General features: G+C 59.8%; 35 protein-coding genes. 33 read left to right on the forward strand and 2 right to left on the reverse strand.

Annotation, left to right across the window (positions count from 1 at the left end; genetic code table 11):
* Nucleotides 1-373: 373 nt before the first annotated feature.
* The 33 genes from ACEVJL_RS09500 (at nt 374) to ACEVJL_RS09660 (ending at nt 22,939) form a co-directional block, all read left to right on the forward strand.
* On the forward strand, nt 374-796 hold the full coding sequence (locus ACEVJL_RS09500; RefSeq protein WP_374737635.1) for a single-stranded DNA-binding protein: 423 nt from the start codon (nt 374-376) through the stop codon (nt 794-796).
* A gap of 18 nt (nt 797-814) precedes the next feature.
* A complete protein-coding gene (locus ACEVJL_RS09505; RefSeq protein ID WP_374737637.1) occupies nt 815-1,021 on the forward strand; it encodes a hypothetical protein in 207 nt (68 codons plus the stop codon).
* Between the two features lie 2 nt (nt 1,022-1,023).
* Nucleotides 1,024-1,551, forward strand: coding sequence for a hypothetical protein (locus ACEVJL_RS09510; RefSeq protein WP_374737639.1), 528 nt, complete (start codon nt 1,024-1,026; stop codon nt 1,549-1,551).
* Entirely contained in the window at nt 1,544-2,311 is a 768-nt protein-coding gene (locus ACEVJL_RS09515) for a rolling circle replication-associated protein (protein ID WP_374737641.1), read from the forward strand. The genes ACEVJL_RS09510 and ACEVJL_RS09515 overlap by 8 nt, the downstream gene beginning before the upstream one ends.
* Nucleotides 2,312-2,368: 57 nt before the next feature.
* Nucleotides 2,369-2,584 carry a cysteine-rich KTR domain-containing protein gene (locus ACEVJL_RS09520; RefSeq protein WP_374737642.1) on the forward strand — a complete coding sequence of 72 codons (216 nt, stop codon included), beginning with the start codon at nt 2,369-2,371 and terminating at the stop codon, nt 2,582-2,584.
* 63 nt (nt 2,585-2,647) lie between these two features.
* Complete coding sequence (locus ACEVJL_RS09525; RefSeq protein ID WP_374737740.1) at nt 2,648-3,013, forward strand: HNH endonuclease; 366 nt, start codon at nt 2,648-2,650, stop codon at nt 3,011-3,013.
* A gap of 195 nt (nt 3,014-3,208) precedes the next feature.
* The gene (locus ACEVJL_RS09530; protein ID WP_374737644.1) at nt 3,209-3,691 is read left to right on the forward strand and encodes a phage terminase small subunit P27 family; all 483 of its coding nucleotides are present in this window, start codon (nt 3,209-3,211) and stop codon (nt 3,689-3,691) included.
* A gap of 1 nt (nt 3,692) precedes the next feature.
* Complete coding sequence (locus tag ACEVJL_RS09535; protein ID WP_374737742.1) at nt 3,693-5,447, forward strand: terminase large subunit; 1,755 nt, start codon at nt 3,693-3,695, stop codon at nt 5,445-5,447.
* 33 nt (nt 5,448-5,480) lie between these two features.
* Complete coding sequence (locus tag ACEVJL_RS09540) at nt 5,481-5,660, forward strand: hypothetical protein (RefSeq protein WP_374737646.1); 180 nt, start codon at nt 5,481-5,483, stop codon at nt 5,658-5,660.
* Nucleotides 5,657-6,928: a phage portal protein gene (locus ACEVJL_RS09545; RefSeq protein ID WP_374737647.1), complete on the forward strand. Its 1,272-nt coding sequence runs from the start codon at nt 5,657-5,659 to the stop codon at nt 6,926-6,928. Before ACEVJL_RS09540 ends, ACEVJL_RS09545 begins: the two co-directional genes overlap by 4 nt.
* Nucleotides 6,925-7,638, forward strand: coding sequence for a head maturation protease, ClpP-related (locus ACEVJL_RS09550; protein WP_374737649.1), 714 nt, complete (start codon nt 6,925-6,927; stop codon nt 7,636-7,638). Before ACEVJL_RS09545 ends, ACEVJL_RS09550 begins: the two co-directional genes overlap by 4 nt.
* A gap of 17 nt (nt 7,639-7,655) precedes the next feature.
* The gene (locus tag ACEVJL_RS09555) at nt 7,656-8,849 is read left to right on the forward strand and encodes a phage major capsid protein (protein WP_374737650.1); all 1,194 of its coding nucleotides are present in this window, start codon (nt 7,656-7,658) and stop codon (nt 8,847-8,849) included.
* A 2-nt stretch (nt 8,850-8,851) separates the two neighbouring features.
* Nucleotides 8,852-9,181: a head-tail connector protein gene (locus tag ACEVJL_RS09560; protein ID WP_235398491.1), complete on the forward strand. Its 330-nt coding sequence runs from the start codon at nt 8,852-8,854 to the stop codon at nt 9,179-9,181.
* Nucleotides 9,182-9,184: 3 nt separating this feature from the next.
* A complete protein-coding gene (locus ACEVJL_RS09565) occupies nt 9,185-9,748 on the forward strand; it encodes a head-tail adaptor protein (RefSeq protein ID WP_374737652.1) in 564 nt (187 codons plus the stop codon).
* Complete coding sequence (locus ACEVJL_RS09570) at nt 9,748-10,230, forward strand: hypothetical protein (protein ID WP_374737654.1); 483 nt, start codon at nt 9,748-9,750, stop codon at nt 10,228-10,230. Before ACEVJL_RS09565 ends, ACEVJL_RS09570 begins: the two co-directional genes overlap by 1 nt.
* 9 nt (nt 10,231-10,239) lie before the next feature.
* The gene (locus tag ACEVJL_RS09575) at nt 10,240-10,704 is read left to right on the forward strand and encodes a phage tail terminator family protein (protein WP_374737656.1); all 465 of its coding nucleotides are present in this window, start codon (nt 10,240-10,242) and stop codon (nt 10,702-10,704) included.
* 2 nt (nt 10,705-10,706) lie between these two features.
* Complete coding sequence (locus ACEVJL_RS09580; RefSeq protein WP_374737658.1) at nt 10,707-11,789, forward strand: phage tail sheath C-terminal domain-containing protein; 1,083 nt, start codon at nt 10,707-10,709, stop codon at nt 11,787-11,789.
* A complete protein-coding gene (locus tag ACEVJL_RS09585) occupies nt 11,786-12,220 on the forward strand; it encodes a phage tail tube protein (protein ID WP_235398496.1) in 435 nt (144 codons plus the stop codon). Before ACEVJL_RS09580 ends, ACEVJL_RS09585 begins: the two co-directional genes overlap by 4 nt.
* 12 nt (nt 12,221-12,232) lie before the next feature.
* The gene (locus ACEVJL_RS09590) at nt 12,233-12,652 is read left to right on the forward strand and encodes a phage tail assembly chaperone (protein WP_151076016.1); all 420 of its coding nucleotides are present in this window, start codon (nt 12,233-12,235) and stop codon (nt 12,650-12,652) included.
* Nucleotides 12,653-12,844: 192 nt separating this feature from the next.
* Nucleotides 12,845-14,875, forward strand: a complete 2,031-nt coding sequence (locus ACEVJL_RS09595) for a tape measure protein (RefSeq protein ID WP_374737660.1) — start codon at nt 12,845-12,847, stop codon at nt 14,873-14,875.
* Nucleotides 14,872-15,528, forward strand: coding sequence for a LysM peptidoglycan-binding domain-containing protein (locus ACEVJL_RS09600; protein ID WP_235398498.1), 657 nt, complete (start codon nt 14,872-14,874; stop codon nt 15,526-15,528). Before ACEVJL_RS09595 ends, ACEVJL_RS09600 begins: the two co-directional genes overlap by 4 nt.
* Nucleotides 15,525-16,511 carry an XkdQ/YqbQ family protein gene (locus ACEVJL_RS09605; RefSeq protein ID WP_374737661.1) on the forward strand — a complete coding sequence of 329 codons (987 nt, stop codon included), beginning with the start codon at nt 15,525-15,527 and terminating at the stop codon, nt 16,509-16,511. The genes ACEVJL_RS09600 and ACEVJL_RS09605 overlap by 4 nt, the downstream gene beginning before the upstream one ends.
* Entirely contained in the window at nt 16,508-16,954 is a 447-nt protein-coding gene (locus tag ACEVJL_RS09610; RefSeq protein WP_374737663.1) for a DUF2577 family protein, read from the forward strand. Before ACEVJL_RS09605 ends, ACEVJL_RS09610 begins: the two co-directional genes overlap by 4 nt.
* Nucleotides 16,951-17,382, forward strand: a complete 432-nt coding sequence (locus tag ACEVJL_RS09615; RefSeq protein ID WP_374737664.1) for a DUF2634 domain-containing protein — start codon at nt 16,951-16,953, stop codon at nt 17,380-17,382. Before ACEVJL_RS09610 ends, ACEVJL_RS09615 begins: the two co-directional genes overlap by 4 nt.
* Nucleotides 17,366-18,451: a baseplate J/gp47 family protein gene (locus ACEVJL_RS09620; protein WP_374737666.1), complete on the forward strand. Its 1,086-nt coding sequence runs from the start codon at nt 17,366-17,368 to the stop codon at nt 18,449-18,451. The genes ACEVJL_RS09615 and ACEVJL_RS09620 overlap by 17 nt, the downstream gene beginning before the upstream one ends.
* Before the next feature lie 13 nt (nt 18,452-18,464).
* Nucleotides 18,465-19,031: a putative phage tail protein gene (locus ACEVJL_RS09625; RefSeq protein WP_374737668.1), complete on the forward strand. Its 567-nt coding sequence runs from the start codon at nt 18,465-18,467 to the stop codon at nt 19,029-19,031.
* 9 nt (nt 19,032-19,040) lie between these two features.
* On the forward strand, nt 19,041-20,159 hold the full coding sequence (locus ACEVJL_RS09630) for a sigma factor-like helix-turn-helix DNA-binding protein (RefSeq protein WP_374737669.1): 1,119 nt from the start codon (nt 19,041-19,043) through the stop codon (nt 20,157-20,159).
* The gene (locus ACEVJL_RS09635; RefSeq protein ID WP_374737671.1) at nt 20,146-20,577 is read left to right on the forward strand and encodes a hypothetical protein; all 432 of its coding nucleotides are present in this window, start codon (nt 20,146-20,148) and stop codon (nt 20,575-20,577) included. Before ACEVJL_RS09630 ends, ACEVJL_RS09635 begins: the two co-directional genes overlap by 14 nt.
* Nucleotides 20,574-21,059, forward strand: a complete 486-nt coding sequence (locus ACEVJL_RS09640) for a hypothetical protein (RefSeq protein ID WP_374737672.1) — start codon at nt 20,574-20,576, stop codon at nt 21,057-21,059. The genes ACEVJL_RS09635 and ACEVJL_RS09640 overlap by 4 nt, the downstream gene beginning before the upstream one ends.
* On the forward strand, nt 21,052-21,534 hold the full coding sequence (locus tag ACEVJL_RS09645) for a hypothetical protein (RefSeq protein ID WP_325208065.1): 483 nt from the start codon (nt 21,052-21,054) through the stop codon (nt 21,532-21,534). Before ACEVJL_RS09640 ends, ACEVJL_RS09645 begins: the two co-directional genes overlap by 8 nt.
* Nucleotides 21,534-21,758 carry a hypothetical protein gene (locus tag ACEVJL_RS09650; RefSeq protein WP_374736771.1) on the forward strand — a complete coding sequence of 75 codons (225 nt, stop codon included), beginning with the start codon at nt 21,534-21,536 and terminating at the stop codon, nt 21,756-21,758. The genes ACEVJL_RS09645 and ACEVJL_RS09650 overlap by 1 nt, the downstream gene beginning before the upstream one ends.
* Nucleotides 21,759-21,839: 81 nt before the next feature.
* Nucleotides 21,840-22,169: a hypothetical protein gene (locus ACEVJL_RS09655; RefSeq protein WP_374737674.1), complete on the forward strand. Its 330-nt coding sequence runs from the start codon at nt 21,840-21,842 to the stop codon at nt 22,167-22,169.
* Nucleotides 22,166-22,939 carry a peptidoglycan recognition protein family protein gene (locus ACEVJL_RS09660; RefSeq protein WP_374737676.1) on the forward strand — a complete coding sequence of 258 codons (774 nt, stop codon included), beginning with the start codon at nt 22,166-22,168 and terminating at the stop codon, nt 22,937-22,939. The genes ACEVJL_RS09655 and ACEVJL_RS09660 overlap by 4 nt, the downstream gene beginning before the upstream one ends.
* A gap of 56 nt (nt 22,940-22,995) precedes the next feature.
* On the opposite strand, the gene ACEVJL_RS09665 is transcribed toward ACEVJL_RS09660, so the two are convergent.
* Nucleotides 22,996-23,853, reverse strand: a complete 858-nt coding sequence (locus tag ACEVJL_RS09665; protein ID WP_374737677.1) for a LysM peptidoglycan-binding domain-containing protein — start codon at nt 23,851-23,853, stop codon at nt 22,996-22,998.
* A 12-nt stretch (nt 23,854-23,865) separates the two neighbouring features.
* The gene (locus tag ACEVJL_RS09670) at nt 23,866-24,606 is read right to left on the reverse strand and encodes an N-acetylmuramoyl-L-alanine amidase (RefSeq protein ID WP_235396590.1); all 741 of its coding nucleotides are present in this window, start codon (nt 24,604-24,606) and stop codon (nt 23,866-23,868) included.
* Nucleotides 24,607-24,659 lie beyond the last annotated feature (53 nt).

Genomic DNA, 24,659 nt, shown 5'->3' on the forward strand with positions numbered 1-24,659 from the left:
CGTGTTGCCATCAGACCCGTCTGGACAAGCCAGACCTATGTATGCACCTCCAGGGAAAGACCCGGGAGGAATGGATGAAGGAGAATTTTACATGATCATATACAAGTGTGGATTCCCCATGGATGGGCCAGAGTCACGTCCATGTGAAGAAGTGGATGAAGACGGACCTTTGAGTTGCGATTCGTGCCCCTTTGGTTATGCAGAAGAGGAGGACTTTTGACCATGCTGAAATGCGGTGATCCATGTCCCTTCTGTGGGCAACCGATCAAAACGAATGACCCGGCTATTCTGGAACTTCTGACTTTGGTTGCGCAGAGAAGATATTTCCCTACATTCGATGAGATCAGGGCTATAAACGATAAGGAGGCCGCGGATGCTGAATAAAATTATCCTCATGGGCCGCCTGGGGCGAGACCCGGAGGTGCGGTACACTCAGAGCGGTACGCCGGTGGCCTCTTTCTCTCTGGCGGTGGACCGGGACTTTGTGGATCAGGCCACAGGCCGACGGCCCACCGACTGGATCGAGGTGGCAGCCTGGAACGCCAAGGCTAAGTTTGTCCAGCAATATTTTCGCAAGGGCCAGCTGGCTGTGGTGGAGGGTCGGCTCCAGATCCGGGACTGGACGGATAAAGAGGGTGCCAAACGCCGCACTGCTGAGGTAGTGGCCGATCAGATCTACTTTGCCGGAGCCAAGACAGCACCTCCCAGCGAGGGCAACGCCGATGAGCGCAGCCTTCCTGCACCGCCTGCCCAGGAATTTATGGAGCAGGATGATGAGGGCGAACTGCCCTTTTGATTAGAAAGGAGAAGCAATATGAGCAGAAAATCACATCTCCGCCGCCTGTCTGTGCTGGTGACCGCCCAGACTCTCTATAATCTGGAGCGTCTGAGGCAGATGGGGGAATTGCAGGACATGGGCCGGGTGGTGGATAAGCTGACCCGGGAGAAGATGATTGCCCTGCATGGGGATCATCTTCGTGACACCAGGAAAATGATTGGACCAAATAAGAAGGGAGCGTAGAAATGGATCATGAAACGGTTTTGCGAACAGAGATAGAGAAGATGGGCCGCCCGGTGTTGGTAGTGCGGGTGCCGGCAAAGGAGTCGGTAGATCTGCGAGCGGTGCGGAGCTTTGTCATGGACAGCCTGGCCCTGGGAGTGTTGGTGGTAGGGCAGGGGGTAGGTTTGTCCTTGGAATACCTACCCAAACTGGGCGGTGTGGCATGCACCTGGAGCGATCCTTGGGTGGACGATGGGCAGGATGGGAGTGGCGAGGACCCGGATGATGAGATTGCGCCGGATGACCCGCCTTTCCCTCGTTATGTCGGGTATGGAGCCAAGGAAAAGAACCAGATCCTGGCCCGGCTTACCGCCTACCGGAAGGCCAACGGACTGGGATGCTTGGCAAAGGTGGCTGGGCTGGCTGGGAAGCCGGTTACCGATGAACTGATCCGGGAGCTCATCACGGAGGGAAAGAAAATTCCAATGGAGGTCTGGAGACAGATCGGGGCCGCCCTGGACGCACTGGAACAGGAGGATGGCCATGAGTAAGATCCTCCGGAAGATCCGGGCGGGCCGGGTAGTTTTTGCGGTGGTGTACACGCCTTGTACGGCAGGGGACAGCCCCAAGGCCCGGGCCCAGAAGCGGACGGCCAGCACTGCCGCCCGGGAGAAGCTCAACGCCAGGACTTCCTTTCAGAAGTTGGAGCAAACCCTTGCGGCCGCGTTTGACGATGGCGACCTGTTTGTGACCCTCACCTACGATGACAAGCACCTTCCGGACAGCCGGGACAAGGCAGTACGCAAGATTCGCTCGTTTCTTTCCAAACTACGTAAAGCCCGAGCTGAACGGGGAGAGGATCTCCATTATATCTACGTCACCGAAGGGGCCTGTCCCGGAGGGCGGCTGCACCACCACCTGGTGCTCAACTCCACCGGGACCGATCTGGAGGAAATCCGGCGGCTGTGGATCTATGGAGACAACGTGGAGTTGCGCCGGCTGTCCTTCCATAAGGACTACACCTATGAAGATCTAGCCAGCTACCTGACCAAGGAGCCACGGGAGTGGGGCCACCCGCAGGTGGGTGAGCGAACCTGGACGCCATCTCTGGGACTCAGACGGCCGGAGGCTGAGACGGAGACGGTGCCAGACTGCGTGACCCTGGCAGCACCGCCCGAGGCGGAGACCTTGGCCCGGGAGGGACCGGTGGTCAATGGGTACGGGGAATTTGCCTGGATCAAGTATATGTTGCCAAAAACTGACAGGAAGAAGCGGAACAGAAGCCGCAGGAGGAGACGGAAGAAAGAATAGCTTTTCTATTCTTTTCGGTCTCGGGGTTAAGTATATTTTCTTACATATCACACAGAAATGGGGCGAAAAGGTTTGCAAACAGATGTGCGATGTGGTAAACTTGTTGTGAGGAAAGGACGGTATGTCTGCCCTTTCTGCAACACGACGATGCACCAAAAGGCCAGCGAAGACACCCAGGCTAAGAACCTAGTCCTCTGGTGCCATAAGTGCAAGTCAGAAATCAAAGTCAATATCCAAGATGGCCAGTGCTCGATGATAGCCAGTGCCCGATAACCTGATGAGAGTCAGGGTCGGGCGCTGGCTTTTTGTTTTGCCCGGAGGTGATAGCCCGTGGCCATGAAGCCGCTCCGTCCCTGCCGACATCCAGGATGCCGGGAACTGACCAGGGATGGGTACTGCCCAAGACACAAGCCGAAAAAAGCGCCCAGGCGTACATCGGCGGAGTACCACAGCTGGTACAGCCTGACCCTCTGGACGGACGACCTCCGTCCCGCGCAGCTCTTGCGGGAGCCGTTCTGCCGCGAGTGCGCCCGGCGGGGCGTCCGTACCTGGGCTACCGTGGTGGACCACGTGGAGCCTCACCGTGGAGACTGGCAGTTGTTCATAGATCCGGCTAACCACCAGAGCCTGTGCGAGCGCTGCCACAACCGGAAAACAGCCAGGGAAATGGCTGAAGAACGCAAGAAAAATCGAAGCAGATAACCGCGAGACGGCAGAACGCTTGGGCGCCCGGGCGCGGATGCGCTGCGCCTATGCGCACCCGGGGAAAGCCTGCGGCTTTCTGAACCATCCTCCCAGGCCAAAATTGTTTTGGCTTTGGGGGCGTAAGACCGCAGGCACCCCTCCGTATGAGATTTTTTCCCCACGGGGGCGAAAGACGGGAAAGGAGCTGAGAACATGCCAGGGCCCAGACAAAAATTGAGCGTGCTGGAGGCCAACGGCCGAAAGCATTTGAGCAAGGCCGAAAAGGCTCAGAGGGCGGCCGGAGAAGTGGAGCTTCCAAAGCCCGCCAAGATGCGGGTGCCCAAGTGGCTGCCGGAGTATTTGAAGTCCGATTTTCGGGCCTTAGCCAAGGAACTCCTGGCCGCTGACATGGGAGCGGCCCAGCTGGACAGGGACACGGTTGGGCGCTACATCGTGGCGCAGCACCAATTCACGGCGGCCTGCCGCCTGGTTCAGGACGCCCTGGATCAGCAGGACCCGGACCTGGTGAACAAGTGGACCAAGGCCCAGAAGTCCTACTTTGAGCAGGCCAGGGCCTGCGCCAATGACATGGGCATGACCGTCACCAGTCGGTGCCGACTGGTTCTCCCCAAGCAGCCGGACAAGGGAGAGGATAACCCCTTCCTGAAACTGATGGAGGCCAGACGCCGTGCCTGAAATGTTACAGCTTGGGGGCGGGGTGGCCGTAGTGAAGCCGGACGACGGCACTGTGCTGCGGTACAGTCCGAACGAGGTGGACATGGTCCGTGCCTTCTTCTCCATGCTGGTATTCGGGCAGAACGAGTGGGCGGGCAAGCCCTTTGAGTTGTCCGGCTGGGAAGAGGAGGCTATCCGCCAGTTCTACGGTGTCCAGGCCCAGGATGAGGACGGGAGCTGGAGCCGGTACCGGCGCTTCCTCTATGAGGAGATCCCAAAGAAGAATGGCAAGAGCGAGTTTGCAGCCGGCCTGGGCCTCTACCACCTGATCGCGGACGGGGAGCCCAGGCCCCAGGTGGGGATCTTTGCCGCCGACAAGACCAACGCGGATATTATCTATCAGTGTGCCAAGTTCATGGTGGAGAATACCGCTCTCTCTCAGCCTGAGCACGACCCCCTGGTCTGGTGCCGGGACAGTGTGCGGGAGATCCGTACGAGAGGCGGCGGTCTGATGAAGGTCTATTCATCCGAGGCCGCCTCCAAGCACGGTTTTTCCTTCTCCGCCATCATCATCGACGAGCTCCACGCCCAGCCCAACCGGCGACTGTGGGACGTGCTCACCGCCGGCTCCGACGCCGCCCGGCGGCAGCAGGCGGTGATTGTGCTGACCACGGCAGGGGATGACCCCGACCGGAAGAGCATTGGCTGGGAGATCCATGAGAAGTGCCGGAGAATCCTGGCCTGGCGGAGGGGGGAGCCGGAGCGGGAGATGGACGCCGATCTGCCCGAGTGGTGCCCTATCATGTTCGGCATCGGCGTGCTCACCGGGGACGACCCGGACAAGATCGACGCCCTGGACATCTACGACGAGAAATTGTGGTACGCCTGCAATCCCGGCCTTGGCCACAACCTGAAGATCAAGGACTTCCGGAAGGAGGCCCGGGCGGCCCGGCAGAGCGAGGCGGCAGAGCGGCTGTTCCGCTGGCTGCGCCTCAACCAGTGGATCGCCGTCAAGTCGGTGGGCTGGGTGCCTCTCACCATCTACGACAAAACCCAGTTTAACCGCCCCGAATGGGAGGGGCTGAACGTGATCTCCCGCCGGCAGGCTGTGCGTGCGTATTTGCGAGGAAAGCGGTGCTATGGTGGGCTGGATCTATCCAAGAGCACCGACCTAACCGCCTTTGTGCTGCTGTTCCCGCCCCAGGAGGGCCTGGAGACCTGGGTAGTGCTGTTCTGGGCCTGGGTGCCTCTGGAGGATCTTCAGACCCGGGAGACCCGGGACGGGGTGCCCTACGGAGACTGGATCCGGGCGGAGTTTCTCCAGGGCTGTCCAGGCGACATCATCGACTATGACGCCGTGGAGCAGACCATCTGGGAGGCAGCCCGGGACTTTGACATGGTGACCCTGGGGCTGGACCCCGCCCTGTCCTGGACACTGTCCCAGCGGCTGATGCAGGGGACAGAGGAGCAGGAGGGGCTGGAGGTTATTGAGATCTCTCAGGCTATGATGGGCATGAGCCCGGCCACCAAGCAGGTGGAACTGCTTCTGCGCAAGCACGAGATGCTCCACGAGCACAATACCGCCGCCCGGTGGTGCTTTGGCAATGTGCGCTGCGCCACCGATGGAAACGAGAACCTCAAGCCCATGAAAAACCGCAGTGTAGGCCGTATCGACATCACCGTGGCCTGGATCATTGCCATGGCCACGGCTATGGCCAAGCAGGCCCAGAAGCCCGATTTGGCGGCGGCCCTGGCTCAGCCGGACTTTAGTTTGTAGCGGTGTCCAAGTTGGACACAGGAAGGAGCGTAGATGAAGGAGCTGAAAAAAGCGGTGGCGGAGTATGCCACAGAGTTGGTGATGGCTGCTGGCGCAGCACTGGTGAGCCTGGGGACCGGGATGTACTCCATGCCCGCCGGAGTAATCGCCGCGGGTGTGTTCCTGCTGGCGGGCGCGGTACTCAGTTCCCTGGGGGGAGGCGGTGAGCAGTGAGTGTGGCAAAAGGCCTCCGGGCGGTGGCCCGCTCTCCCTCTGTTAAGAACGCCGTAACGGTAGACACCCTCACAGCGGTGGGCTATTCGCCCACCACGCTGGACACCAGCGAGACCGCGGCTCGAAAGCTCAGCGCGGTGGATCGGTGCATTGAGATCCTCAGCGACTCCATGGCCAAGCTGCCCACCTACTGCGTGGATCGGGTGACCCGGGAGCGGGTGGAGCTGCCCCTGCTTCGGCTGCTGAACATCCGTCCCAATGAGGCCATGGCGCCGTCGGTGCGGAAAAAGCTGCTGGAGGCCAGCCGCCTGACCCGGGGGAACAGTTATGACTGGATCCGGCGCAACCCCTATACGGCAGAGATCATGGAGCTGATCCCCCTGCCCGGAGAGCTGGTCTATACCTGGCGGGACACCGCCGGACGGGTATGGCACAATGTCCGGGACCCGGCGTCTGGAAGCGTGTTTACTCTATCCCATGCCGATGTGAACCACTACAAGGGGGCGTCCCGGGATGGGATCACCGGGATCTCGGTGCTGCAGCGGGCGGCGGAGGTGATCACCGCAGCCAGAGCCCGGCAGCAGCACGACCTGAGCTACTACGAAAACGGTGGGCAGCCCGGCGGAGTACTCCAGACGGATACTGACCTGTCCGGCAGCGTGAATGACCCGGAAATCCCAGAGCGGAAGATCCGCAGAAAAGACCTTCTGCGCCGGGATTGGGAGCGGGTTCACTCTGGCCCAACCAACGCCAACCGAATCGCTATTCTGGACTATGGCCTGAAATATCAGTCGGTCAGCCTGAGCAACAAGGACGCCCAATTTATCGAAAGCCAGGAGGTGGCTATCCGGGACATTGCCCGGTATTTTGGAATCCCACTCTATAAGCTCCAGGAGGGAAAACAGGCGTACAGCTCCAACGAGCAGAACGCCATTGAGTATGTGGTATCGACCCTGCACCCCATCGTCACCCAGTACGAGGAGGAGCAGACCTACAAGATGCTCTTTGCCGACCAGATCGCCGCCGGGCTGGAGCTGCGCATCAATATGATGGCCGAGCTTCGGGGCGACAACTCCGCCCGGAGTGCCTGGTATAAGAACATGCGGGAGATCGGCGTGTTCTCGGTCAATGACATCAACCGGCTGGAAGATATGCCCGATGTGGAGGGCGGCGACGAGCGCCTGGCCTCCCTGAACTATGTGCCACTTTCCTTGTGGAGAGAACTGTCGGTCAATCGAAATACAGAAAGCGGAGGTGAAAACACATGAGAGTGACCCTAAACGGCATTGTATCTGCCGACGACGACAAGTGGATCTATGAGTGGTTTGGCTATTCGGCCTTTTCGCCCCAGCAGGTGCGGGACGCCATTGCCGCCAATCCGGAAGGGGAGGAGCTGGTACTGGAGATCAACAGCCCCGGCGGCTCGGTCTTTGCCGGCAGCGAGATGTACTCGGTGCTGAAGGCCAGCGGCCTGCACACCCGAGCGGAGATTCAGAGCCTGGCGGCCAGCGCGGCAAGTTATCTTTGCCTGGGCTGCGATACGGTGGCCATCTCCCCGGTGGCCCAGATGATGATTCACCTGCCCAGCACCAGTACTGACGGGGATCGGACGGCCCACCAGCGCTCCATCGGCATGTTGGACAGCACCCGGGAAGCCATCCTCAACGCCTACGAGCTGAAGGCCCGGGGCAAGAGCGACCGGGCCAGTCTGCGGCGGATGATGAGCTCTGAAACCTGGCTTACCGCCCAGGCCGCCCTGGATTACGGCCTTGTGGACGAGATCTTGGGGCAGGAGAGCCAGGGGATGAGTCCAGGCAGTCTGGTCAATGCCTTTGGTCTGCCTGATCTGGACGCCCTTCGGGCGGCCTACCTCAAGGCCAACCCCAACCCTCGGCAGGGGATGGAACCTGCCCCCAAAGATGCTGGTACCGACTGGCGGGTTTCCGCCCGTCTGGAACTGGAACGAAATCGATTTTGATTGGAGGAACGAAAATCATGAAGCAGAAGCTTTACGCCCTCATCAACCAGCGCGCCGGCCTGCTCCAGAAGGCCGGGGAGGCCCTGACGGCCAACAACCAGGCGGACTACCAGAGCCTGATGGAGCAAATTACCAACCTGAATGCCGAGATCCAGCAGGTACAGAACCTGGTGGCCGAGCAGGAGCGGCAGATGCTTTCCACCCCCGAGCCCACCGGTTCGGAGCTGGAGGACCTGGCCGCCGAGCGGGTTACCGCCCTGCAGCGGGGTGACAGCGTCACCTTCACCGCCAATGAGGTACGCCGCGCCCTGAATAATCAGACCACCCTGGCTACCGGTACCATCGTGCAGCCCACCGGTGCCGGAGCCGAGATCCGTGACCCTCTGGGAAATGTGGTGCCTTCCATTGTGGATCGTGTCCGGGTGATGGACATGACCGGCATGGGCGCCTTCCAGGAGCCTTATGTGATTACTGAGCTTGATGCCAAGGGCGGCAAGGTAGAGGAGACTGCCGGCACGGCCCGCACGGCTTCCACCGACCCCACCTTCGGCGTGGCGGAGATCAAGCCCTACGAGCTGAGTGTGACCAGCTATGTGGACCGCAATATCGCCCGGCTGTCCCCCGCCAGCTACTACGACAAGATCTACGGCATGGCTATGCGGGCACTGCGCCGAAAGCTGGCTGATCTGATCGTCAACGGCGACGACCCATCTACCCCCACTTTCTTCGGCATCACCAATGCCAAGAATAAGGCAGCCACCAATATTTTTGCCGAGGCCGCCTTGGGCTCGGCCATCGATGTGAACACCCTGGATACCCTGTACTTTGCCTACGGCTCCGACGAGGCCATGGGTGCCTCCGCCCGGCTGCTGCTCACCAAGACCAACCTGAAGGCCCTGGGCCAGCTGCGGGGCACCAATGAGAAGCGCCGTCTGTTGGAGATCACCCCCGATCCCACCAACCCCAACAGCGGCACCATCCGGGACGGCGGCGTGGTGCTGCCCTACGATCTGGTAAAGGCGGTGGGGGACGGCAAGATCCTCTACGGCGACCCCATGAATTTTGAGGTGGGCCTGTTCGGCGATTACTCCATCCGCATTGACGAGTCGGTCAAGGCAGTGGAGCGGATGTACGCCATCCTGGGCGACGCCTTTGTGGGCGGCAACCTGATCGTGGACAAGGGCTTTGTGGTCGGCACCATCGGAGGCTGACCATGGCCCTGACAGAGGAGCGTAAGGCCAGCCTTCTGGCCTATTGCCGCATCGAGGAGCCCACGGATGAGGAGCTGCTCACCCTGGAAACCCTGTACCATGCGGCGGTGGGCTACCTGGAACATGCCGGGGTTTTGGAGCCCCCTGACGGTACCACCCGGCGGGCCCAGTATGATCTGTGTGTCAACTTCATGGTGCTGCGGGACTTTGACCTGCGGGACGCCACGATCACGGGCACTATTGTGGCGGACAACCCGGCCTTCCGGCGGCTCCTCACCCAGCTGAAGCTGACCGAGCCGGTGTCCAACTTGGACACGAGCGGGGAGGGGTGACCTATGGCCTACATTGGAGCGGGAAGGCTGGACCAGCCCCTGGAGGTGCTGGAGCTGCGGCAGACGTCAGAGGGGACCTGGAAGTGGGTCCCCATCCGCCGGGCCTGGGCCCAGGTGGAACAGACCAGCAAGACAAACCTGTTTTCCAAGGTGGGGGTGGGGGCCAGGGACGCGGCCATAGTGCTGCGCACCCAGCCCCTCACCCTTCACCAGGCCCTGCGCTGGAAGGGCCAGCACCTGTTTTTGACCTCCATCACCAACAGAGACCGGATGTACCTGGATGTGCAGGCGGCTCTGGTGGATCCGGTCTTGTGCCGAGCAAATACCGATGAGGAGGAACCGGGCGCAGCCTTCCCTGGAATTTTGACCGAGAAGTATGCCAAATGGGAGCAGCCGGAGCCCTACTCCATCAACCGTCTTATCTATGTGCTGGTGGCCCCCAAGGTCATCCAGCTGCAGCGAGGCGGTCTTGTGGCGGTGGACGGCGTAAACTATGATGTCCAGCTGGCCCACACCCTGGATCCATACAAAAATGAGTATGAAATTGTACGCACGGAGGATCTGTAATGAGTCGCATTCAGATTAGCACTACGGACTGGGACTATTTTTGGAATCATGTCTGGGCTCATGTAGCCGAGAATGTTCCAGATGCGAAGCGGCTGGCAATGCGAAACGCTGCGCTGGAAATGTCCAAGGTTTTATATGGGCAAATACGGCAGAGGGTGAATGATAGTCATGGACATGTCATGAGATGGCAAAATCCAAGAGTGGGATCTGGCGGTGGCTATGCAGCTGTATCACCAATAAGCGAGCCGGTACAAGGAAGCACTCTGGACAGTTGGGGGATAACCAATGCGTTGGAGTTTGGTCATGGTGTTCGATGGCCAAGCGGCAAAGCAAAAAGATATGTCTATCGTGGAAGTGGTAAAAATTATGTTCCTGGACGACAATTCTACAGCTTTGCAAAGTCCCAAATTGCTTCGAGTAATCTCATTGAGCGTGCGGCTGAAGTTGTACTTGTTGAATTAGAGAATGCATTTGATCTATAGGTGATGTGAATGTTGCGTGTAAACGATATTTTGCTGGCCGTGGAGGCGCTCACCCAGGAACGCTTTTCGGACTTGAAAGCATACCGGAATGTGGTGCGCAAGGGATTTAAACGGCCCTCTTTCCTCACGGAGGTGGGGAAGCAAACCATGGAGGACTTCACTCATTTTACGGTAGACCGCACTGCCCAGGTAAAGATCACCTTTTTCGAGACGGTGGATGACTACCACGATAGCCAGATCGAAACCATGTCTGATCGGCTAACCGTGGCTCTGGAGCTGTTCAGCTGCGCGGCCATCCAGGTGGAGGATCGGTATCTGGATATCAGCGGAACCGCCGGTGAGGTTTTTAACGACTACGCCGAACTCACCTTTACCCTGTCCTGGCAGGATGACCGGGACATCACTCCTGTGGCGGCGGCGCCGCTGGAGGATTACGACATTTCCGTCACACCAGACGGAAGAGAGGAGGAGTAACTATGGCAGATTTGGGTGTACCTACCCTGACGATTACCATTAAAAAGGCCGCAGAGACCGTGGCCACCCGCATGAAAAACGGGGTGGTAGCGGTGATCGTTCGGGACACCGGGGCCCAGGCTGGGCTGTATGTGCTGGGATCGGAGGAGGATATCCCTACCGGTCTGGGCACTACAGTGGAGGCCAATATCAAACGAGCCTTTGTGGGCGGCGACCGGCGGCCCCAGAAGGTGCTGCTGGTGGTCATTGGAGCGGAGGATGACCTGGTGACCAAGGGCTGTGCTCCGCTGGAGGTCACAGACTTTGACTATCTGTCTGCCCCTGCCGACGTGGATGAGGAGGAGATGACCGCCCTGGTTACCTGGCTGGACAAGGCACGGGAAAAGTACTGTATCGGCAAAGCGGTGCTTCCTGACCACGAGGCGGACAATATGGCGGTGATCAACTTCTCTGCCTCCGGTATTGTGGCCGGTGGGGAGACCTTCACCGGGGCGGACTACTGCAGCCGGATTGCCGGCCTGCTGGCCGGTACCGAGATCAGTAACTCGGCCACCTCTGCCCCTCTGGAGGAGGTCACGGCGGTGGATGAGATCGCTGACCCCAATGCAGCCGTGGCCGCCGGCAAGTTGATTCTGCTCCATGACGGCCGCAAGGTGCGGCTGAGCCGAGCGGTCAACAGCCTGGTGACCGTGGGCAAAGACCAGAGCGAGTCCCTGAAGAAGATCAAGATCGTGGAAGCAGTGGATCTGATCCGTCAGCAGTCCAAACTGATCATTGACGACCAGTTCCGAGGTAAGGGCAACAGCTACGATACCAAAATGCTCATTGTCACAGCCCTGCATGAGTTCCTGACCCAGTTGGAGAACGAGGGCGTTATTGAGACAGGTACCAGCTATGTGGAACTCAATCTGACCAAGCAGCGGGCCTGGCTGAAGGAAAATGGTGTCGACGTGGCCAACATGACCGACGATGAGATCCTAAAAGCAGATACCGGCAGCCACCTGTTTGTAAGAATGGGAGGCACGATCCTGGATGCCATGGAGGACTTTGATCTGGAGTTTTATATGGGAGGTAATGCCGCATGAGTACCATTGACAGCGCCAAGCGGGTGATGTCGGGCACCTTTGGGGAGTTTTGGTGGGATGGGGAACTGATTGCCGAGTGCTATAAGTTTTCCGCCAAGTACACCAACACCAAGGAGGCCGTCAACCTGGCCCGCCAGATGATGGAGGACAGCAAGGTGATGGGCTCCAAGGGTACCGGCTCGGTGGGCTTTTACAAGGTATACAGCCGCTTTAAGGACTATGCCGACGCGGTGCGGGACGGCAAGGACGTCCGGGGAACCTTTGTCAGCAAACTGGATGATCCCGATGCCTACGGCTCCGAGCGGGTGGCTCTCTACAACGTGTCGTTGGATGAGGTACCCCTGGTCAACTGGGAGCGCAAGACCATCCAGAAGGATGAGGTGCCCTTCACCTTCACCTCCCATAAGTTCCTGGAATCCACAGTGGCGTAAGGAGGCAATACAATGAGTAAGATTTTGGACCTGCTGCTCCGGCCGGATACGCCGGACGTGCAGAAACAGCTGGCCCGGGCTCGCTTTGAGCTGCCCCGGCTGAGTGAGGTATACGGGGAGCCCTTTGTCCTTCAGCTGAAGGGAATGCCCTACGGAAGGGCCCTGGAGATTAAGGACATGGCCAACAGCGAACTGCAGACCGTATTGGCGGGGGATGACAGCGGGATCTGGAAGTCGGACAAGCTCCAGCGGAAATTTGGAGTGACCACCCCCGCGGAATTGGTGACCCATCTGCTGCAGCCTGGCGAAATCCGAGCAGTATCGGTGGCGGTGGAGCAGCTGTCCGGTTTCCGAAAACCGGTGCTGCGGCCCATGGATGAGCCGCAGCCCTCCATCGAAGAGATGGTGTCTGAGGACATTGAAAAAAACTGACCGAGGGCGGGGATGGCGAGCTGACACTCATGTATCTTCTGTTTCGGGATAAGGGGTGGGCCCCGGGCCAGTACTGGGGCCTGCCCGCCGGAGAAAAGGCCCTGATACGGGGCTTCCTGATCCGGGAGCTGAGACAGAGAGCGGAGGCACGGCGGCGCTGACCTGCCCATGCCCACCCAGGAGGTGAACGACATGCCGGAGGCCAGTATCCTGGTTACTCTGCGAGACCAATATAGCCCCGGCGTCCAGGCCATGCGCAGCGCCAACTCCAGCTTTGGAAAAAGTCTGGAGGAGACCCAGCAGAAAGCGCAGGCCTACCAGACCCGGCTGTCCGGGCTGGTGAAACAGCAGGGCGAGCTGCAGGTGCAGCTGGTGGACGCAAAAAAGGCTCTGAAAGAGGCGGAGTCGGCCTATAAGGCTACCGGAGAGGCCGCCGACGCAGATGCCCTGGCCAGTGCAAAAGAGAAGTATGAGGCTCTGAATGCGGTGATGAAAGAGACCGTTCAGGCCTCCAAAGACACACAAAATGCGCTGCGGAACCTGGAGAGTCAAAGCAGCAGCCTCTCCCGTCAGAGCGGAAGCGAAAGCGGACTTTTGTCCGCCCTGAGTCAAGCCGGGCTGCTCAAAATGGCTGGGGATGCAACAGGAGAGTGGGCTAACACATTGGTGGGATCCGCCTTCGGCAGCGATGCCGGCAGCCTGTTTTCCGGTGCTCTGACCGGGGCAGCCAGCGGGGCTGCTCTGGGCTCCTTTTTGCCCGGTATTGGCACCGCTGTGGGCGCGGCCATCGGCGGGGCGATTGGTCTGGCGACCGGGGGAAGTCAAATTTTCCAGCAGCAGGATGAGGCGTTTAAAAGCTATGTCCAGGAAGCTACCCAGAATCAGATGGAGGAGTTGACCTCTTCCATTTCTTCCGGCAGTGACACGGCGGCCCAGCGGGAGCTGGACGCCATTGCGTTCAATAAGCTGTTGGGGAATGGGAACGGGGATGACTTTCTGGCCCGTCTGCGCACCTTGGCGGCGGATACCCCTATGGAGTACAGTGATCTGACAGCAATGTCCCGGGCCCTGGCACCGGGATTTAGAGGCGACCCATCTAGAATGTTAGCCCTTATGACTGGGATTGGCGATGCGGGCAGTGCTGTGGGTGTAGATGCAAGTGGCATGTACGAAATGGCGAGGGCCTTAAGCAAGATGCAGTCCAGCGGCAAGGCAGATCTGGAATCTCTCAACAAATTTGAGGATCGGGGTATTAGCGTAACACAGATGATGGCACAAAACATGGGGGTAAGTCAGGGAGATATATACAGTATGATTTCGGAGGGTGATATCTCAGGCCCCCAGGCAGTCGACATTATCCAGCAAGGGCTGGAACAGTACGCAGGGGCTATGGATGAAATGGCCAAGACCTTCAGCGGCCTGGAATCTACTCTGTCCGATGCCCGGACGGAGTTAAATAACGCCTATGGCGAAGGCTACAACGAGACCCGGAAACAGGGGTATCAGGAGGAAATTGATTGGCTGTCCGGCGAGAGCGGCGCCATGATCCAGGAAGCCAACCGGGCCATGGGCGCCTGGCAAGCAGAACTGGAAAACAGCAAAGAGCAGTACGTCCGGGATGCCATGGAGGCGGTGATTAACTCGGACGATTATAAAAACGCGATGTCGGAAGGAAGCGACGAGGGCTATGCCGAGGCGGGCCGAATGCTGATGGAGGCCAAGGTCCGGGGCATGAACGAGTATAACGCCAGCGAAGGCGCCCAGCTGATGGTGGAGTATGAGATGGCGCTTGCGGAGACGATCCGGGAGGATGCCTCCACTAACAGTGCATACTGGGATGCCGGATATCGCAAGGGGCAGGAGTACAGCAAGGGATTGGTGGCTGGCCAGGCAACCTCTACCGGTTTCAACCTGTTCAACCAAAGTGACGCTGAGAGGTTCAATGAGGAGGCTTTTGCCACCCAGGATGCCATCTGGTCTAAACTCAACGGTTATGCCACCGGTCTGGGCCGCGTCCCCTATGACAACTACCCCGCACTCCTTCACGAAGGAGAGCGGGTGCTCACCGCGGCCGAGGCCCGCAGCTACAACCAAGGCGGCGCCGGCAGTGTACAGATCGTCATGAACGGTACAGTGATCCGGGAAGACGCTGATATTGACCGGGTGGCCCAGGCCCTGCTGGAGAAGCTTCGGCAGGCCAAGACAGCGGGGGTGTACCGATGAGCCTGGTATTTTCTTTTCTTGCAGATGGCGAGGAGCTGCAGCTCCCCGTTTCGCCTGTTCCTTTTGGCTGGGGTGCCGGCCAGACAGCCCGGGAGATTACCGTCAATGGCACCGGCCTGGTTTATCTGCCCGGCGACCCGGCGGCCCACTCCGGACAGCTGGAGTTTTTGCTCCCCGCCCGGGAGTACCCGTTTCTGGCCGCCGGTGCGGTGCGGGACCCTTACTACTACATCAACAAGCTGCAGGCCTGGGCCACAGGGCGCAAGATCGTGCGCTATGTGGTGCCAGGCGTGGTCAATGAGCGGGTCATCATCGAAGAGGTGACCTTTGAGGAGCGGGACGGTACCGGCGATGTCTACGCTAAGGTATATCTGAAGGCCTCCCCGGAGCTGAAAGCAGTGACCACCGAGGCCGGCGCGGGAGCCGGAACAAACAGCGGCCGGGGTGAGCCGGAGGAAGTGCCGGCCGCTCAGACCTACACCGTGGTCACCGGGGACTGCCTGTCTGTCATCTGCCGCCGGTTTTATGGGAACGGTACCGCCAAGTACTACAACGCCCTGGCAGCCTACAACGGCATTCAAAACCCGCACCTCATCTTCCCAGGGCAAGTGCTGACCATTCCGTCCAAGGCCCAACTGGGGGTGAGCGGATGATCATGACCATTACCAGCGGTTCCACCACAGTGGAGAACGCCTGGGGCCTGGTGGGTAATGTGGTCTGGAGCGGAGACAAGCAGCGGGCCGCCCGTACCCTGAACTTTGGCCTGGCCACCAGTCAGGCAGACCCAAACCTGCCGGCAGTAGAGTGCCCGGTAGGGGCCACCGTAAGCTTCTGGGATGACAATAAGACCCCGGTCTTTCAGGGTCAGGTAGTGACCCGCCAATTGGAGGACACCCAGGCCATGGTACCCATCGTGGCCCACGACCGAGGGAGATTTCTGGCAGGCAACGACGGTACCGAAAAGATCCGGGATGAGACCCCGGAGTCGGCGGTGGCTCGGATTTGTTCAAAGTATGGGATCCCTGTGGGGAAGCTGGCCACCACCGGGGTGTCGGTGCGGCGCAAGTTTGTCCGAACATCCCTGTGGAACATTGTCACCAGCCTGTATACCCTGGCATCCAGACAGACCGGGCAGCAGTACATGGCTCGCTTTGAGTGGGACAAGCTGGTGGTGTCGGTGCGCAGCGAGTCGGCAGAGAACCTGGTGATCCAGCCCCAGTCCAACCTGCTGTCCTCCCGCACGGTGGAGTCCATTGAGGACATGCGCAACAGTGTGGGAATCTACGACAAGGACGGCAACCGACTGTCCACAGTTCAAGATGAAGACGCGGTAGCCCTGTATGGCCTGCTGGAAAAGCACATCACCCAGCAGGATGGTCAGGATGCCCAGCAGGAGGCAAAGCAGATCCTGCGGGACCAGGGGCTGAGCCAGACCATCTCAGTGAGCTGTATGGGAGACCTGCGGCTCACCACCGGCAAGACCGTGGTGGTGCGCCAGCCGGTGACCGGCCTGTCCGGGGTGCTGTGGATCGAGAGCGACCAGCATGTATGGAATGGCGGCAACTACACCACAAACCTGACCTTGAACCTGAGAAACCTGATGTATGAAAGCGAGACAGGGAGTGAGCTGAAATGAGTCAACAGGATCCCTATGCCGGGATGTTGCTGGAAATGCAGGATCAGGCTGTGAACGTACAGCCTCCCGGATGGTGTCTGGGCCGGGTCAAGGCCATTGGGCCAGAGCGGCTACTCATTCAGGCCAACGGCATGACGCTGGACGAGGAGGATCTAAGGGTAAATCCAAAGCTGTTATACGATGCGCAGGAGCATGTGAGGATCACCTTTACCGAAGACGGGGGTGAGGTCACGCTGGGAGTGTATGCAACGGTGGAGTCGGAGACAATCTGCAACCCGGGTCAGCGTACGCCGTTGGGCTTGTATGGGCTTCCAGGGTATCTGTCTGGTACTGTGAAAGCCACCATTACCACCCAGCACCTGCAGGTGGGAGATCAGGTAGTGCTGCTGCCCGACCAGGAGGGGCAAATTTATTATGTACTTTGTAAGGTGGTGGGGTTATGAGCCTATTTCCTTTGATCCAGGCTCCCAGTGAGGGGAGCCAGACCAGCGCTGCCCTGCCCCTGTATCGGGAGGTGGCCTGGGACTTTGAAGCCGACCGACCCAAGTGGCGCAACGGCAGCCCCGTGTGGGTCACCGGCGCCCAGGCGGTGGCCACCTGGGTTTGGAATACCCTGCACTATGTGCGCACCTCTCTGGATCTCTTCTCCTGGGATTGGGGAAACGAGCTGCAGCTGCTCACCGGCCGGCCGTTCTCCCAAGCGGTGAAAGAGTCGGAGGCGGTGCGCTATGTGCGGGACTGCCTGACCGTCAATCCATACATTACCGACGTGCGGCAGATCTCGGTGGACTTTTCCGGGTCCACCATCGCCATTTGCTGCGCGGTAGATACCATTTACGGGGAGGTGGAAGTCAATGCCACTGGACTTTGACGCGCTGATCCAGGACGTGAGTCCGGAGAGTTTGAAAGCGGCCATGAAGCAGGGCCTGGCAGAGTCTGGGGTGTCCGTGGACACCCGGGAGGGATCCTATACGGACCTGCTCTATTCCCAGGCGTCCTATCAGATCTATCGGGGGCTGGCCTACCACCCCACGTTGCTGGCGGCCGCTGTTCCCAGTGCGGAGTCCGGGCCCTATCTGGACCGCTTTGGGGATATGTACGGTCTCCACCGCACCCCGTCGGCTACGGCCTATGTGGTGCTGACCTTCACCGGGGATGAGGGCTCTGTGATCCCCAAGGGCACGGTGGCTGTCTCCACCAGCGGCTTACGCTTCACTACCGATCTGGCGGCCGCCATCACCGACGGGACGGCACAGGTGCCGGCCACGGCGGAACAGCCGGGAGAGATCTACAACGTGGAAGTGGGTACCGTCACCCGGCTGGCGGTGAGCCTGGCCGGGATCGACCAGGTGACCAACGAAACGCCGGGGGAGGGGGGAGCCGACGAGGAAAGCGACGCTTCTTTCTACGACCGGATCCACACCTTTCTGTCCGAGCCGGTGGCGTCGGGCAATATCAACCACTATAAGCAGTGGGCCAGGTCAGTGTCCGGCGTGGGCAACGCGGCGGTGATCCCGCTGTGGAATGGAAATGGGACGGTGAAGGTTGTGGTAGCCAGCGAGGATAAGGAGCCACTGGATGAGCTGATCGTCACCCAGGTGGCCCAGTACATCGAATCGGTGCGGCCCATTGGGGCCCAGGTTACCGTGGTATCTGCCCAGGCCCTCTCCATCGATGTGGAGGCCACCTGTACCCTGGAGGGCGGTGTGCTTCCTGGGACAGTGCAGGCGGAGCTGGAGGAGAAGCTGCGGACAATGCTGCTGGAGATGGAGATGGGAGCCCAGGAGCCGGTGCGGTATGTGCGGATCATGGCCATGCTCCTGTTCTGCCGGGGGGTGGTGGACTGCTCTTCCCTCACGGTAAACGGTGGAACGGAGAATATCCCGGTCACCATGGAACAGGTGCCCGTGTTGGGAACAGTCTCCATCCGTGCCGGCTGAGAGGGGGGAGAGCATGACAGAGCTGGGTAAGCTGGAGCGGCTGCCCCAGAGACTGCGGGACAGTCCCGAGACCGCGGCAGTGGCTGACTCCATGACCGTGATTGCCCAGTGGTACTGGGAGACCACCCGGGACCTGCCGGACCAGTTTTTTGTATCCACGGCCACTTGGGGGCTGGACGAGTGGGAGCGGCTGGTGGGGATTTCCCCCAGCGATGGCCAGACGTTGGAGGCCCGGCGGGCGGCTGTGGTTGCCAAGCTGTGCTCCACCGGCACCACCAATGCGGAGATGATCCGTGCTTTGGCCGAGGCCCTCACCGGATATGGAGCTACGGTGACCGAGAATTTCTCAGATTACTCCTTCTCCCTGCGCTTCTATGGGGAGGAGGCCACCTTTATCAACATCGACACTCCGCTTCTGCTGAGCACCGTGGAAGAGATCAAACCCGCTCACCTGCGGTTTATCATCGAGAAAATCCGGTGGGAGGACCTGGAGGCGGTGGGTATGACCTGGGAGCAGCTGGAGGCCCGTTTCAAGAGCTGGGAGGAGCTGGAGAACTCCTTCTTCTGCCACAAGAAATGAGGGATGGATATGACTCCCTTAGAGGAAAACCGCGCTCAGATGGGGAAGCTGAAAGACCGCCTTCACTTGTATCAGGAACAGCTTAAGCAGGCCCAGCGCTCGGAGGAGCGGGAGGGGCTGCGGGCCAAGATCCGTACCTACCGGGCCGCTATCCGAGACGTGCAGGTACAGATCGACCACCTAGATCCACCGGCACAGCGGAAAGTGCGGAAGGCCCAGCGCAAGCGGCTGGACGTGGGTGCCATGACCTTTGATTTCTTTGAGTACACCAATGCCTGCTGGAGTGACCTGGAGGGCCACAGTTGGCAGCAGGTGGAGGCTGGGGACTTTGTGAACCTGGGTACCTCCATGGAGCAGCTGCAGGAGTGGATGGCGGAGGGAGCTCAGCGACTGAGCGACCGCCAGCGGCAGTATCTGGACGCTTACTACAATGAGGGTCTGTCTCAGCTGGCCATTGCCCAGCGCTATGGCGTAGATAAAAGCTCGGTAAGCCGGGTGATCCGAAACGGACTCAATCGGATGCAGGTCTGGGTGGACAGTAAAAAGCTCATTGCCTCCTGTGCCGACGGAAAGGGCGGATTTGATTGGGTGCGGTACCTGTCTCAGGTACCGGTACTCACAGATCGGCAGCGGCAGCTCATGCTGCTGGTGCTGTCCAAGCTGCCCAAAACCCAGGAGGAGTTGGCTGAAAAGCTGGAGCTGGAATCCAGCACGGTATCACGCACCCTATCCAAGGCCGGGAACACCATTCATCAGCTGCAGGTTTCTGGAAAACCAACCGGCCGGCCGGAAATTCGATGGGACAAAGCGGACAAGTTCTCCCTGGCTCTGGATACCGGTATGCCGCTGTACTTTTACTACATGTACTGCTTCCGGGGGCAGCGAGTGGGCGGCATGAGCCGATACCGATATGAAATGGAGCGCCGACGAGAAGCGGGGGAGAGCCCAGAGAAAGTGGCTCAGGAGATGGGGCTGCGACCCAGGACCGTGCGCTCTGCCTTTTCCAGTTTGCGGCGCTCCGGTGTTCAAGTTGGACACTTGCCGCCTCCGGATAACCTGGGTGCTCAGCTGGATCCGGAAACCTATGTCAAGCTGCAAAGGATGGTGACCGGCCATGCTGGTACATAAGGCATCCATGGGGGTGCTGGAATATATCTGGACAGGGCAGTACCGCCGGGACGGAACCGGGGCCAAGGTGCCGGTGGAGAGACTGGCCAAACTGGCCGATCTGCCTCAGCTGGATCCGGCCGACTGGTGGGAGATCCCTGGAGATACCCCACTGGCTAAGCGGTTACGAATCTATTACCCCGATGTGGAGGCAATTGTGTCACCCTCTGGGGAGCTGGTAGATGTGAAGCCATTGCAGACGGCCAAAGTCCCTGAGGATCCTGTAGAGCAGCAGGAGCGCCGAGAGGAGGCCCGCCGCAGAGGGTACCGAGCCCCGGGACGGGTGCGCCCCAAGGGCCTGATGCCATTCTTAATGGGACAAAACCATACACCAAACGGGGTGTCCCCACCCCATGTGGAGAGGAGAGAAAAACCATGAGTCTTTATGGTAATAACATTCAGATCAGCGGCGTGACCTGCGGCATGGTCATGCGGGGCATCAGCAACGGGAAATACCTGGCGGTATTTGAGCGGGAATTTGCCTCTCTGGAGGACATTGAGGCCATCCCTTGGGATAAACCAGACATTCAGGGGGCGTGTATTCTGCCTGCCGGCTATGGATTCACCGTGGCCGATATTCGGTACAGTGCCGCCACTCGCAGCTACACTGTGGAGCTCCAGGTGGCCCAGCAGTACCTGGGAGACGTGGCAGGCTATGAGGCCCAGGTGAGCGAGCTGGAGAGCGCTGTGGCTGAGAAGGAGGCCACCATTTCCCAGCAGGCCCAGGAGTTGGAGAGCAAAGAGGCCACCATCCAGAGCCAGCAGGAGACCATCCAGGCGCTGGAGGCGGCAGGTACTGCCAAGCAGGTGGAGGAGAAGCTGGAGGCAGCGTATGAGGAAGGAGTGGAAAGCAATGGCTGATATCGTGACCATGGTCCAGGAGGAACTGAAAGCGAGGGGCGCGGCTGAGGCGGCCGCCCTGGCGGCCAAGGCTGTGGAGGGGAGCGCCGACGGCACGGAGCTGATCGACCATGAGGAAATGGTCCCCACCTGGCGGCAGCGGGACTATTCTTCCGTCTCTGTGGGGACTCCCTACAAGTGGCAGGGACAGGTGTACAAACTGTGGCAGCAGCACGACGCCACAGAGCAGCCGGACTGGTCTCCTGACCAGGCGGTGAGCCTGTGGGATGTGTGCCACACCACCGATCCCGCCAAGGCCAAACCTTACACCGCACCTCAGGGGTCCCGGGGGATGTGGCAGGAGGGGGAGTGCTGTGTGGAGCAGGACCATGTATGGCGCTGCAAAAAGGACAGCACCGTCTATCCTCCCTCTCAGCTGCCTGACTCCTGGGAGGATCTGGGGAGCACGGAGGACGTGCAGGAGGTGGCCCTCTAATGGACCTGACCAGCCTTGCGGTAGCGGGTATGTCTCTGGTGGGCACATTGGCAGGCACTTTTGGGGGGATCCTGGTGTCCAACCGGCTGACCAACTACCGCATTGAGCAGCTGGAGAAGAAAGTGGCCGCCCACAACAGTGTGGTGGAGCGCACCTACAAGCTGGAGGGTCAGATGACCGAGGTGCAGCACGACATCCGGGACCTCAAGGGAGTGAAAGGGTGAGGAATGTGCTGAGAGATCGGTTCAAACCGTGGCATAAATACAAAAAGCGGCCTGACAGGCCGGTGGGAGAGGAGGAGCGAAATGTCTGAACTGATGGATTATCTGCCCGTACTGCTCACGGCGGTACTGGGTTTGACTTTGATGACCAATGTCATTGTGCAGGTGCTCAAAGGCCTGCTGTATGATCGTATCCCCACAAATTTGCTGGCGTTTCTCACCGCGGCAGTGGTTACGGCGGGCACCGGCTTTGCCCTGTGGTCCTACTATGGGTTTTCCATTACGGGGTGGATGATCGCCGGTTTGATTGGCCTGTGCTTCCTGGTGGCCTTTGCGGCCATGTACGGCTATGACAAGCTGGTGCAGCTGGTGGAGCAGGCCGGGTGGATTAAAAGCGAGGAGAAAAAAGAATGAAATTTTTCACGCAGATCCTGAAGAACAACGACTGCTACAAGGCCGGAAAGACCTTCATCCCTCGTGGGGTGATGATTCACTCCACCGGGGCCAATAACCCCCATCTGAGCCGGTATGTGCCTGGAAATGATGAGATTGGCCGGAACACTGGCGGCAATCACTGGGATATGTCTGGCACCACAGCCTGCGTTCACGCCTTTGTGGGCAAGCTGGCCGACGGTAGCGTGGGAGTGGTACAGACCCTGCCCTGGAACCGCCGGGGGTGGCACGCCGGGAAGGGAAGCTGTGGTAGCGCCAATGACACCCACATCTCCTTTGAGATCTGCGAGGACGGCCTGCAGGACGCCGGTTATTTTTCAGCGGTGTACCAGGCGGCTGTGGAGCTGACCGCCGACCTGTGCAAACAGTACGGCCTGGACCCGGAGGTGGACGGTGTAGTAATCTGCCACAGTGAGGGCCATGCCAGGGAAATTGCCAGCAACCACGCCGATGTGATGCACTGGTTTCCCATTCATGGAAAGAGTATGGATACGTTCCGGGCCGATGTGACCCGGGTGATGGAAGGAGAGGAAGAGATGACGCAGGAACAGTTTGACAAGTTCATGGACAACTACCTGGCCCGGAAAGCCAAGGAGGAGGCCAGCCAGCCATGGGAGCAGGACGTGATCCGCCGGGCCAAGGAGGCCGGGATCTCCGATGGGGGCCGCCCCAGATCGCCCGGAACCCGGGTGGAGAACATGGCCATGGTGCTCGCAGCAGTGGGGAAGTGAGGATAAGGCCGGAGCGCTAGGCGCTCCGGCCTTTATTACTATTATCTTAGATGATGTTATGTATAACCCCACTCGTAGGTCATAAGGAACACATAGTCTGCCGCCGCACCCAGCAGGCGGTAGTTGTGGCCCTGATAGAAGTCGCCCTTCTGGTCTGCGCTGGTCTTGGGCACCAGGGCTACCATGACCGGGATGCCCAGGGGAGCGAAACTCTCCCGCAGATTGGCGATAAACTCCGGGTAGCGGTTGGCGTCCTCAGGGAGGATAAACTCAAAGTCTACATCCACCCCTTGGTAGCCTTTGCGCCGCACCGTCTCCACCAGAGCCGCGATCAGCCGGTTCTGGGCTTGGGGATCGGTAAAGACCGCGTGGGAGAGCTGGTTTGAGAAGGTACCGGCGGCGGTGAGGGTAGACAGGTGGAGCCAGGGACGTACCCCAATGGACTTAGCAGCGGAGAGCAGAGCGGTATCATCTAATGCGATCAGCTCGCCCTGGGGGGTAAAGCCATAGGTAAAGGGAGCCAGGTCGGAGATGCAGGGCAGGGTGGAGCGGAGTAACCCCGGGTCGATGTCAGGCTGGGCGTAACCACCGGCCGCCAGCTTACCCAGGGGAGTCTGACGGTAGGAGAGGACCAGTTCCTGGCCGGGGTAGATGGTGCTGCCGCCGCCCAGGCCGGGGTTTCGCTGCCACAGCTGACGGACAGTCAGGCCATGGGCGCGGGCAATGGAGGACAGGGTATCTCCGGCACGGACCCGGTACATCTGCTTGGGATAGCGTACCACCAGGGTCTGACCCACGGATAACCGTGCCGGGTCGGGTGGATCGTTGTCCTCCAGCAGCCGGGCCATGGAAACACCATACTGCTGCGCAATGGAGTAGAGGGTATCCCCAGGACGGACCACATGGATATCCATCGGCGCGCCTCCTTAATTCAGGGTGACAAAGTCGTCTTTGGCGTAGCCGATGGTCCCCGCATAGTTTACCAGATACCAGCCTCCGGACTGGTTGAGGATGGTAAGGGGAGAGCCATCGGGAGCCTGGGCCAGGATGGGAGCCTCCAGGTCAGGGCGGGCGCGGATGTTCAGCACCCCCCAGTCCACATCCACCCGGCCCGAGCGGCTGGTGGAGGGGTCCAGGAAGGGGATGTCGAAATAGTCGCACAGGGACATGACCAGATTCTTGGCCACCGCGTCCAGATTCTGCTTGATCCAGGCCGCATCCTCTTGGTTATCGTGGTAGCCCAGCTCCAGAAAGACTGCCGGAGCCCGCACCCGGCGCACCTCGCCGATGGAGGTGGTGGCCTCGGCACGGACCAGGTTGGGCAGGGGGTAGATGCTCTTTAAGTTGTTGGCAATGATGGTGGCCGCCCGCTGCCCCTCCTGGCTGCCGGGGTAGTAGAAAACAATGATGCCACGGGCGCTGCCGTACTTTCCCTCGGGGGCAGCGTTGGAGTGGAGGGCCAGGTGCAGGTCGTAGTTGCCCGCGTTGGAGGCGGCGATGGAGGACACCGCGGTCATCTCCGGGGTATTGCGGGAGTAGCGGATACCGGAAGCGTTGAGATAGGGCACCATTTTGTCGGCCAGCAGATTCATGTACTGTTCTTCGGTGCCGCCGTTGACATAGTAGTTTTTCTCCTGGGTGGAGGGAGAGAGATAGATAATAGGCATAAGGGATTACCTCCTGTTTTTCTCATGCTATGTGAGCAAAAGGGGAGAGGTTC

This window comes from Flintibacter porci (genome assembly GCF_041925195.1).
In the GTDB taxonomy this organism is placed as follows: domain Bacteria; phylum Bacillota; class Clostridia; order Oscillospirales; family Oscillospiraceae; genus Lawsonibacter; species Lawsonibacter porci.

Bases quoted from the DNA above. Each gene is read 5' to 3' on its own strand.
- ACEVJL_RS09510 (WP_374737639.1), top strand. From the start codon at position 1,024: ATGGATCATGAAACGGTTTTGCGAACAGAGATAGAGAAGATGGGCCGC.
- ACEVJL_RS09630 (WP_374737669.1), top strand. From the start codon at position 19,041: ATGACTCCCTTAGAGGAAAACCGCGCTCAGATGGGGAAGCTGAAAGAC.
- ACEVJL_RS09555 (WP_374737650.1), top strand. From the start codon at position 7,656: ATGAAGCAGAAGCTTTACGCCCTCATCAACCAGCGCGCCGGCCTGCTC.
- ACEVJL_RS09620 (WP_374737666.1), top strand. From the start codon at position 17,366: ATGCCACTGGACTTTGACGCGCTGATCCAGGACGTGAGTCCGGAGAGT.
- ACEVJL_RS09500 (WP_374737635.1), top strand. From the start codon at position 374: ATGCTGAATAAAATTATCCTCATGGGCCGCCTGGGGCGAGACCCGGAG.
- ACEVJL_RS09585 (WP_235398496.1), top strand. From the start codon at position 11,786: ATGAGTACCATTGACAGCGCCAAGCGGGTGATGTCGGGCACCTTTGGG.
- ACEVJL_RS09645 (WP_325208065.1), top strand. From the start codon at position 21,052: ATGGCTGATATCGTGACCATGGTCCAGGAGGAACTGAAAGCGAGGGGC.
- ACEVJL_RS09605 (WP_374737661.1), top strand. From the start codon at position 15,525: ATGATCATGACCATTACCAGCGGTTCCACCACAGTGGAGAACGCCTGG.
- ACEVJL_RS09560 (WP_235398491.1), top strand. From the start codon at position 8,852: ATGGCCCTGACAGAGGAGCGTAAGGCCAGCCTTCTGGCCTATTGCCGC.
- ACEVJL_RS09575 (WP_374737656.1), top strand. From the start codon at position 10,240: ATGTTGCGTGTAAACGATATTTTGCTGGCCGTGGAGGCGCTCACCCAG.
- ACEVJL_RS09640 (WP_374737672.1), top strand. From the start codon at position 20,574: ATGAGTCTTTATGGTAATAACATTCAGATCAGCGGCGTGACCTGCGGC.
- ACEVJL_RS09635 (WP_374737671.1), top strand. From the start codon at position 20,146: ATGCTGGTACATAAGGCATCCATGGGGGTGCTGGAATATATCTGGACA.
- ACEVJL_RS09515 (WP_374737641.1), top strand. From the start codon at position 1,544: ATGAGTAAGATCCTCCGGAAGATCCGGGCGGGCCGGGTAGTTTTTGCG.
- ACEVJL_RS09570 (WP_374737654.1), top strand. From the start codon at position 9,748: ATGAGTCGCATTCAGATTAGCACTACGGACTGGGACTATTTTTGGAAT.
- ACEVJL_RS09505 (WP_374737637.1), top strand. From the start codon at position 815: ATGAGCAGAAAATCACATCTCCGCCGCCTGTCTGTGCTGGTGACCGCC.
- ACEVJL_RS09530 (WP_374737644.1), top strand. From the start codon at position 3,209: ATGCCAGGGCCCAGACAAAAATTGAGCGTGCTGGAGGCCAACGGCCGA.
- ACEVJL_RS09655 (WP_374737674.1), top strand. From the start codon at position 21,840: ATGTCTGAACTGATGGATTATCTGCCCGTACTGCTCACGGCGGTACTG.
- ACEVJL_RS09650 (WP_374736771.1), top strand. From the start codon at position 21,534: ATGGACCTGACCAGCCTTGCGGTAGCGGGTATGTCTCTGGTGGGCACA.
- ACEVJL_RS09610 (WP_374737663.1), top strand. From the start codon at position 16,508: ATGAGTCAACAGGATCCCTATGCCGGGATGTTGCTGGAAATGCAGGAT.
- ACEVJL_RS09535 (WP_374737742.1), top strand. From the start codon at position 3,693: ATGTTACAGCTTGGGGGCGGGGTGGCCGTAGTGAAGCCGGACGACGGC.
- ACEVJL_RS09525 (WP_374737740.1), top strand. From the start codon at position 2,648: ATGAAGCCGCTCCGTCCCTGCCGACATCCAGGATGCCGGGAACTGACC.
- ACEVJL_RS09580 (WP_374737658.1), top strand. From the start codon at position 10,707: ATGGCAGATTTGGGTGTACCTACCCTGACGATTACCATTAAAAAGGCC.
- ACEVJL_RS09615 (WP_374737664.1), top strand. From the start codon at position 16,951: ATGAGCCTATTTCCTTTGATCCAGGCTCCCAGTGAGGGGAGCCAGACC.
- ACEVJL_RS09670 (WP_235396590.1), bottom strand. From the start codon at position 24,606: ATGCCTATTATCTATCTCTCTCCCTCCACCCAGGAGAAAAACTACTAT.
- ACEVJL_RS09665 (WP_374737677.1), bottom strand. From the start codon at position 23,853: ATGGATATCCATGTGGTCCGTCCTGGGGATACCCTCTACTCCATTGCG.
- ACEVJL_RS09660 (WP_374737676.1), top strand. From the start codon at position 22,166: ATGAAATTTTTCACGCAGATCCTGAAGAACAACGACTGCTACAAGGCC.
- ACEVJL_RS09600 (WP_235398498.1), top strand. From the start codon at position 14,872: ATGAGCCTGGTATTTTCTTTTCTTGCAGATGGCGAGGAGCTGCAGCTC.
- ACEVJL_RS09550 (WP_374737649.1), top strand. From the start codon at position 6,925: ATGAGAGTGACCCTAAACGGCATTGTATCTGCCGACGACGACAAGTGG.
- ACEVJL_RS09540 (WP_374737646.1), top strand. From the start codon at position 5,481: ATGAAGGAGCTGAAAAAAGCGGTGGCGGAGTATGCCACAGAGTTGGTG.
- ACEVJL_RS09565 (WP_374737652.1), top strand. From the start codon at position 9,185: ATGGCCTACATTGGAGCGGGAAGGCTGGACCAGCCCCTGGAGGTGCTG.
- ACEVJL_RS09625 (WP_374737668.1), top strand. From the start codon at position 18,465: ATGACAGAGCTGGGTAAGCTGGAGCGGCTGCCCCAGAGACTGCGGGAC.
- ACEVJL_RS09595 (WP_374737660.1), top strand. From the start codon at position 12,845: ATGCCGGAGGCCAGTATCCTGGTTACTCTGCGAGACCAATATAGCCCC.
- ACEVJL_RS09590 (WP_151076016.1), top strand. From the start codon at position 12,233: ATGAGTAAGATTTTGGACCTGCTGCTCCGGCCGGATACGCCGGACGTG.
- ACEVJL_RS09520 (WP_374737642.1), top strand. From the start codon at position 2,369: ATGGGGCGAAAAGGTTTGCAAACAGATGTGCGATGTGGTAAACTTGTT.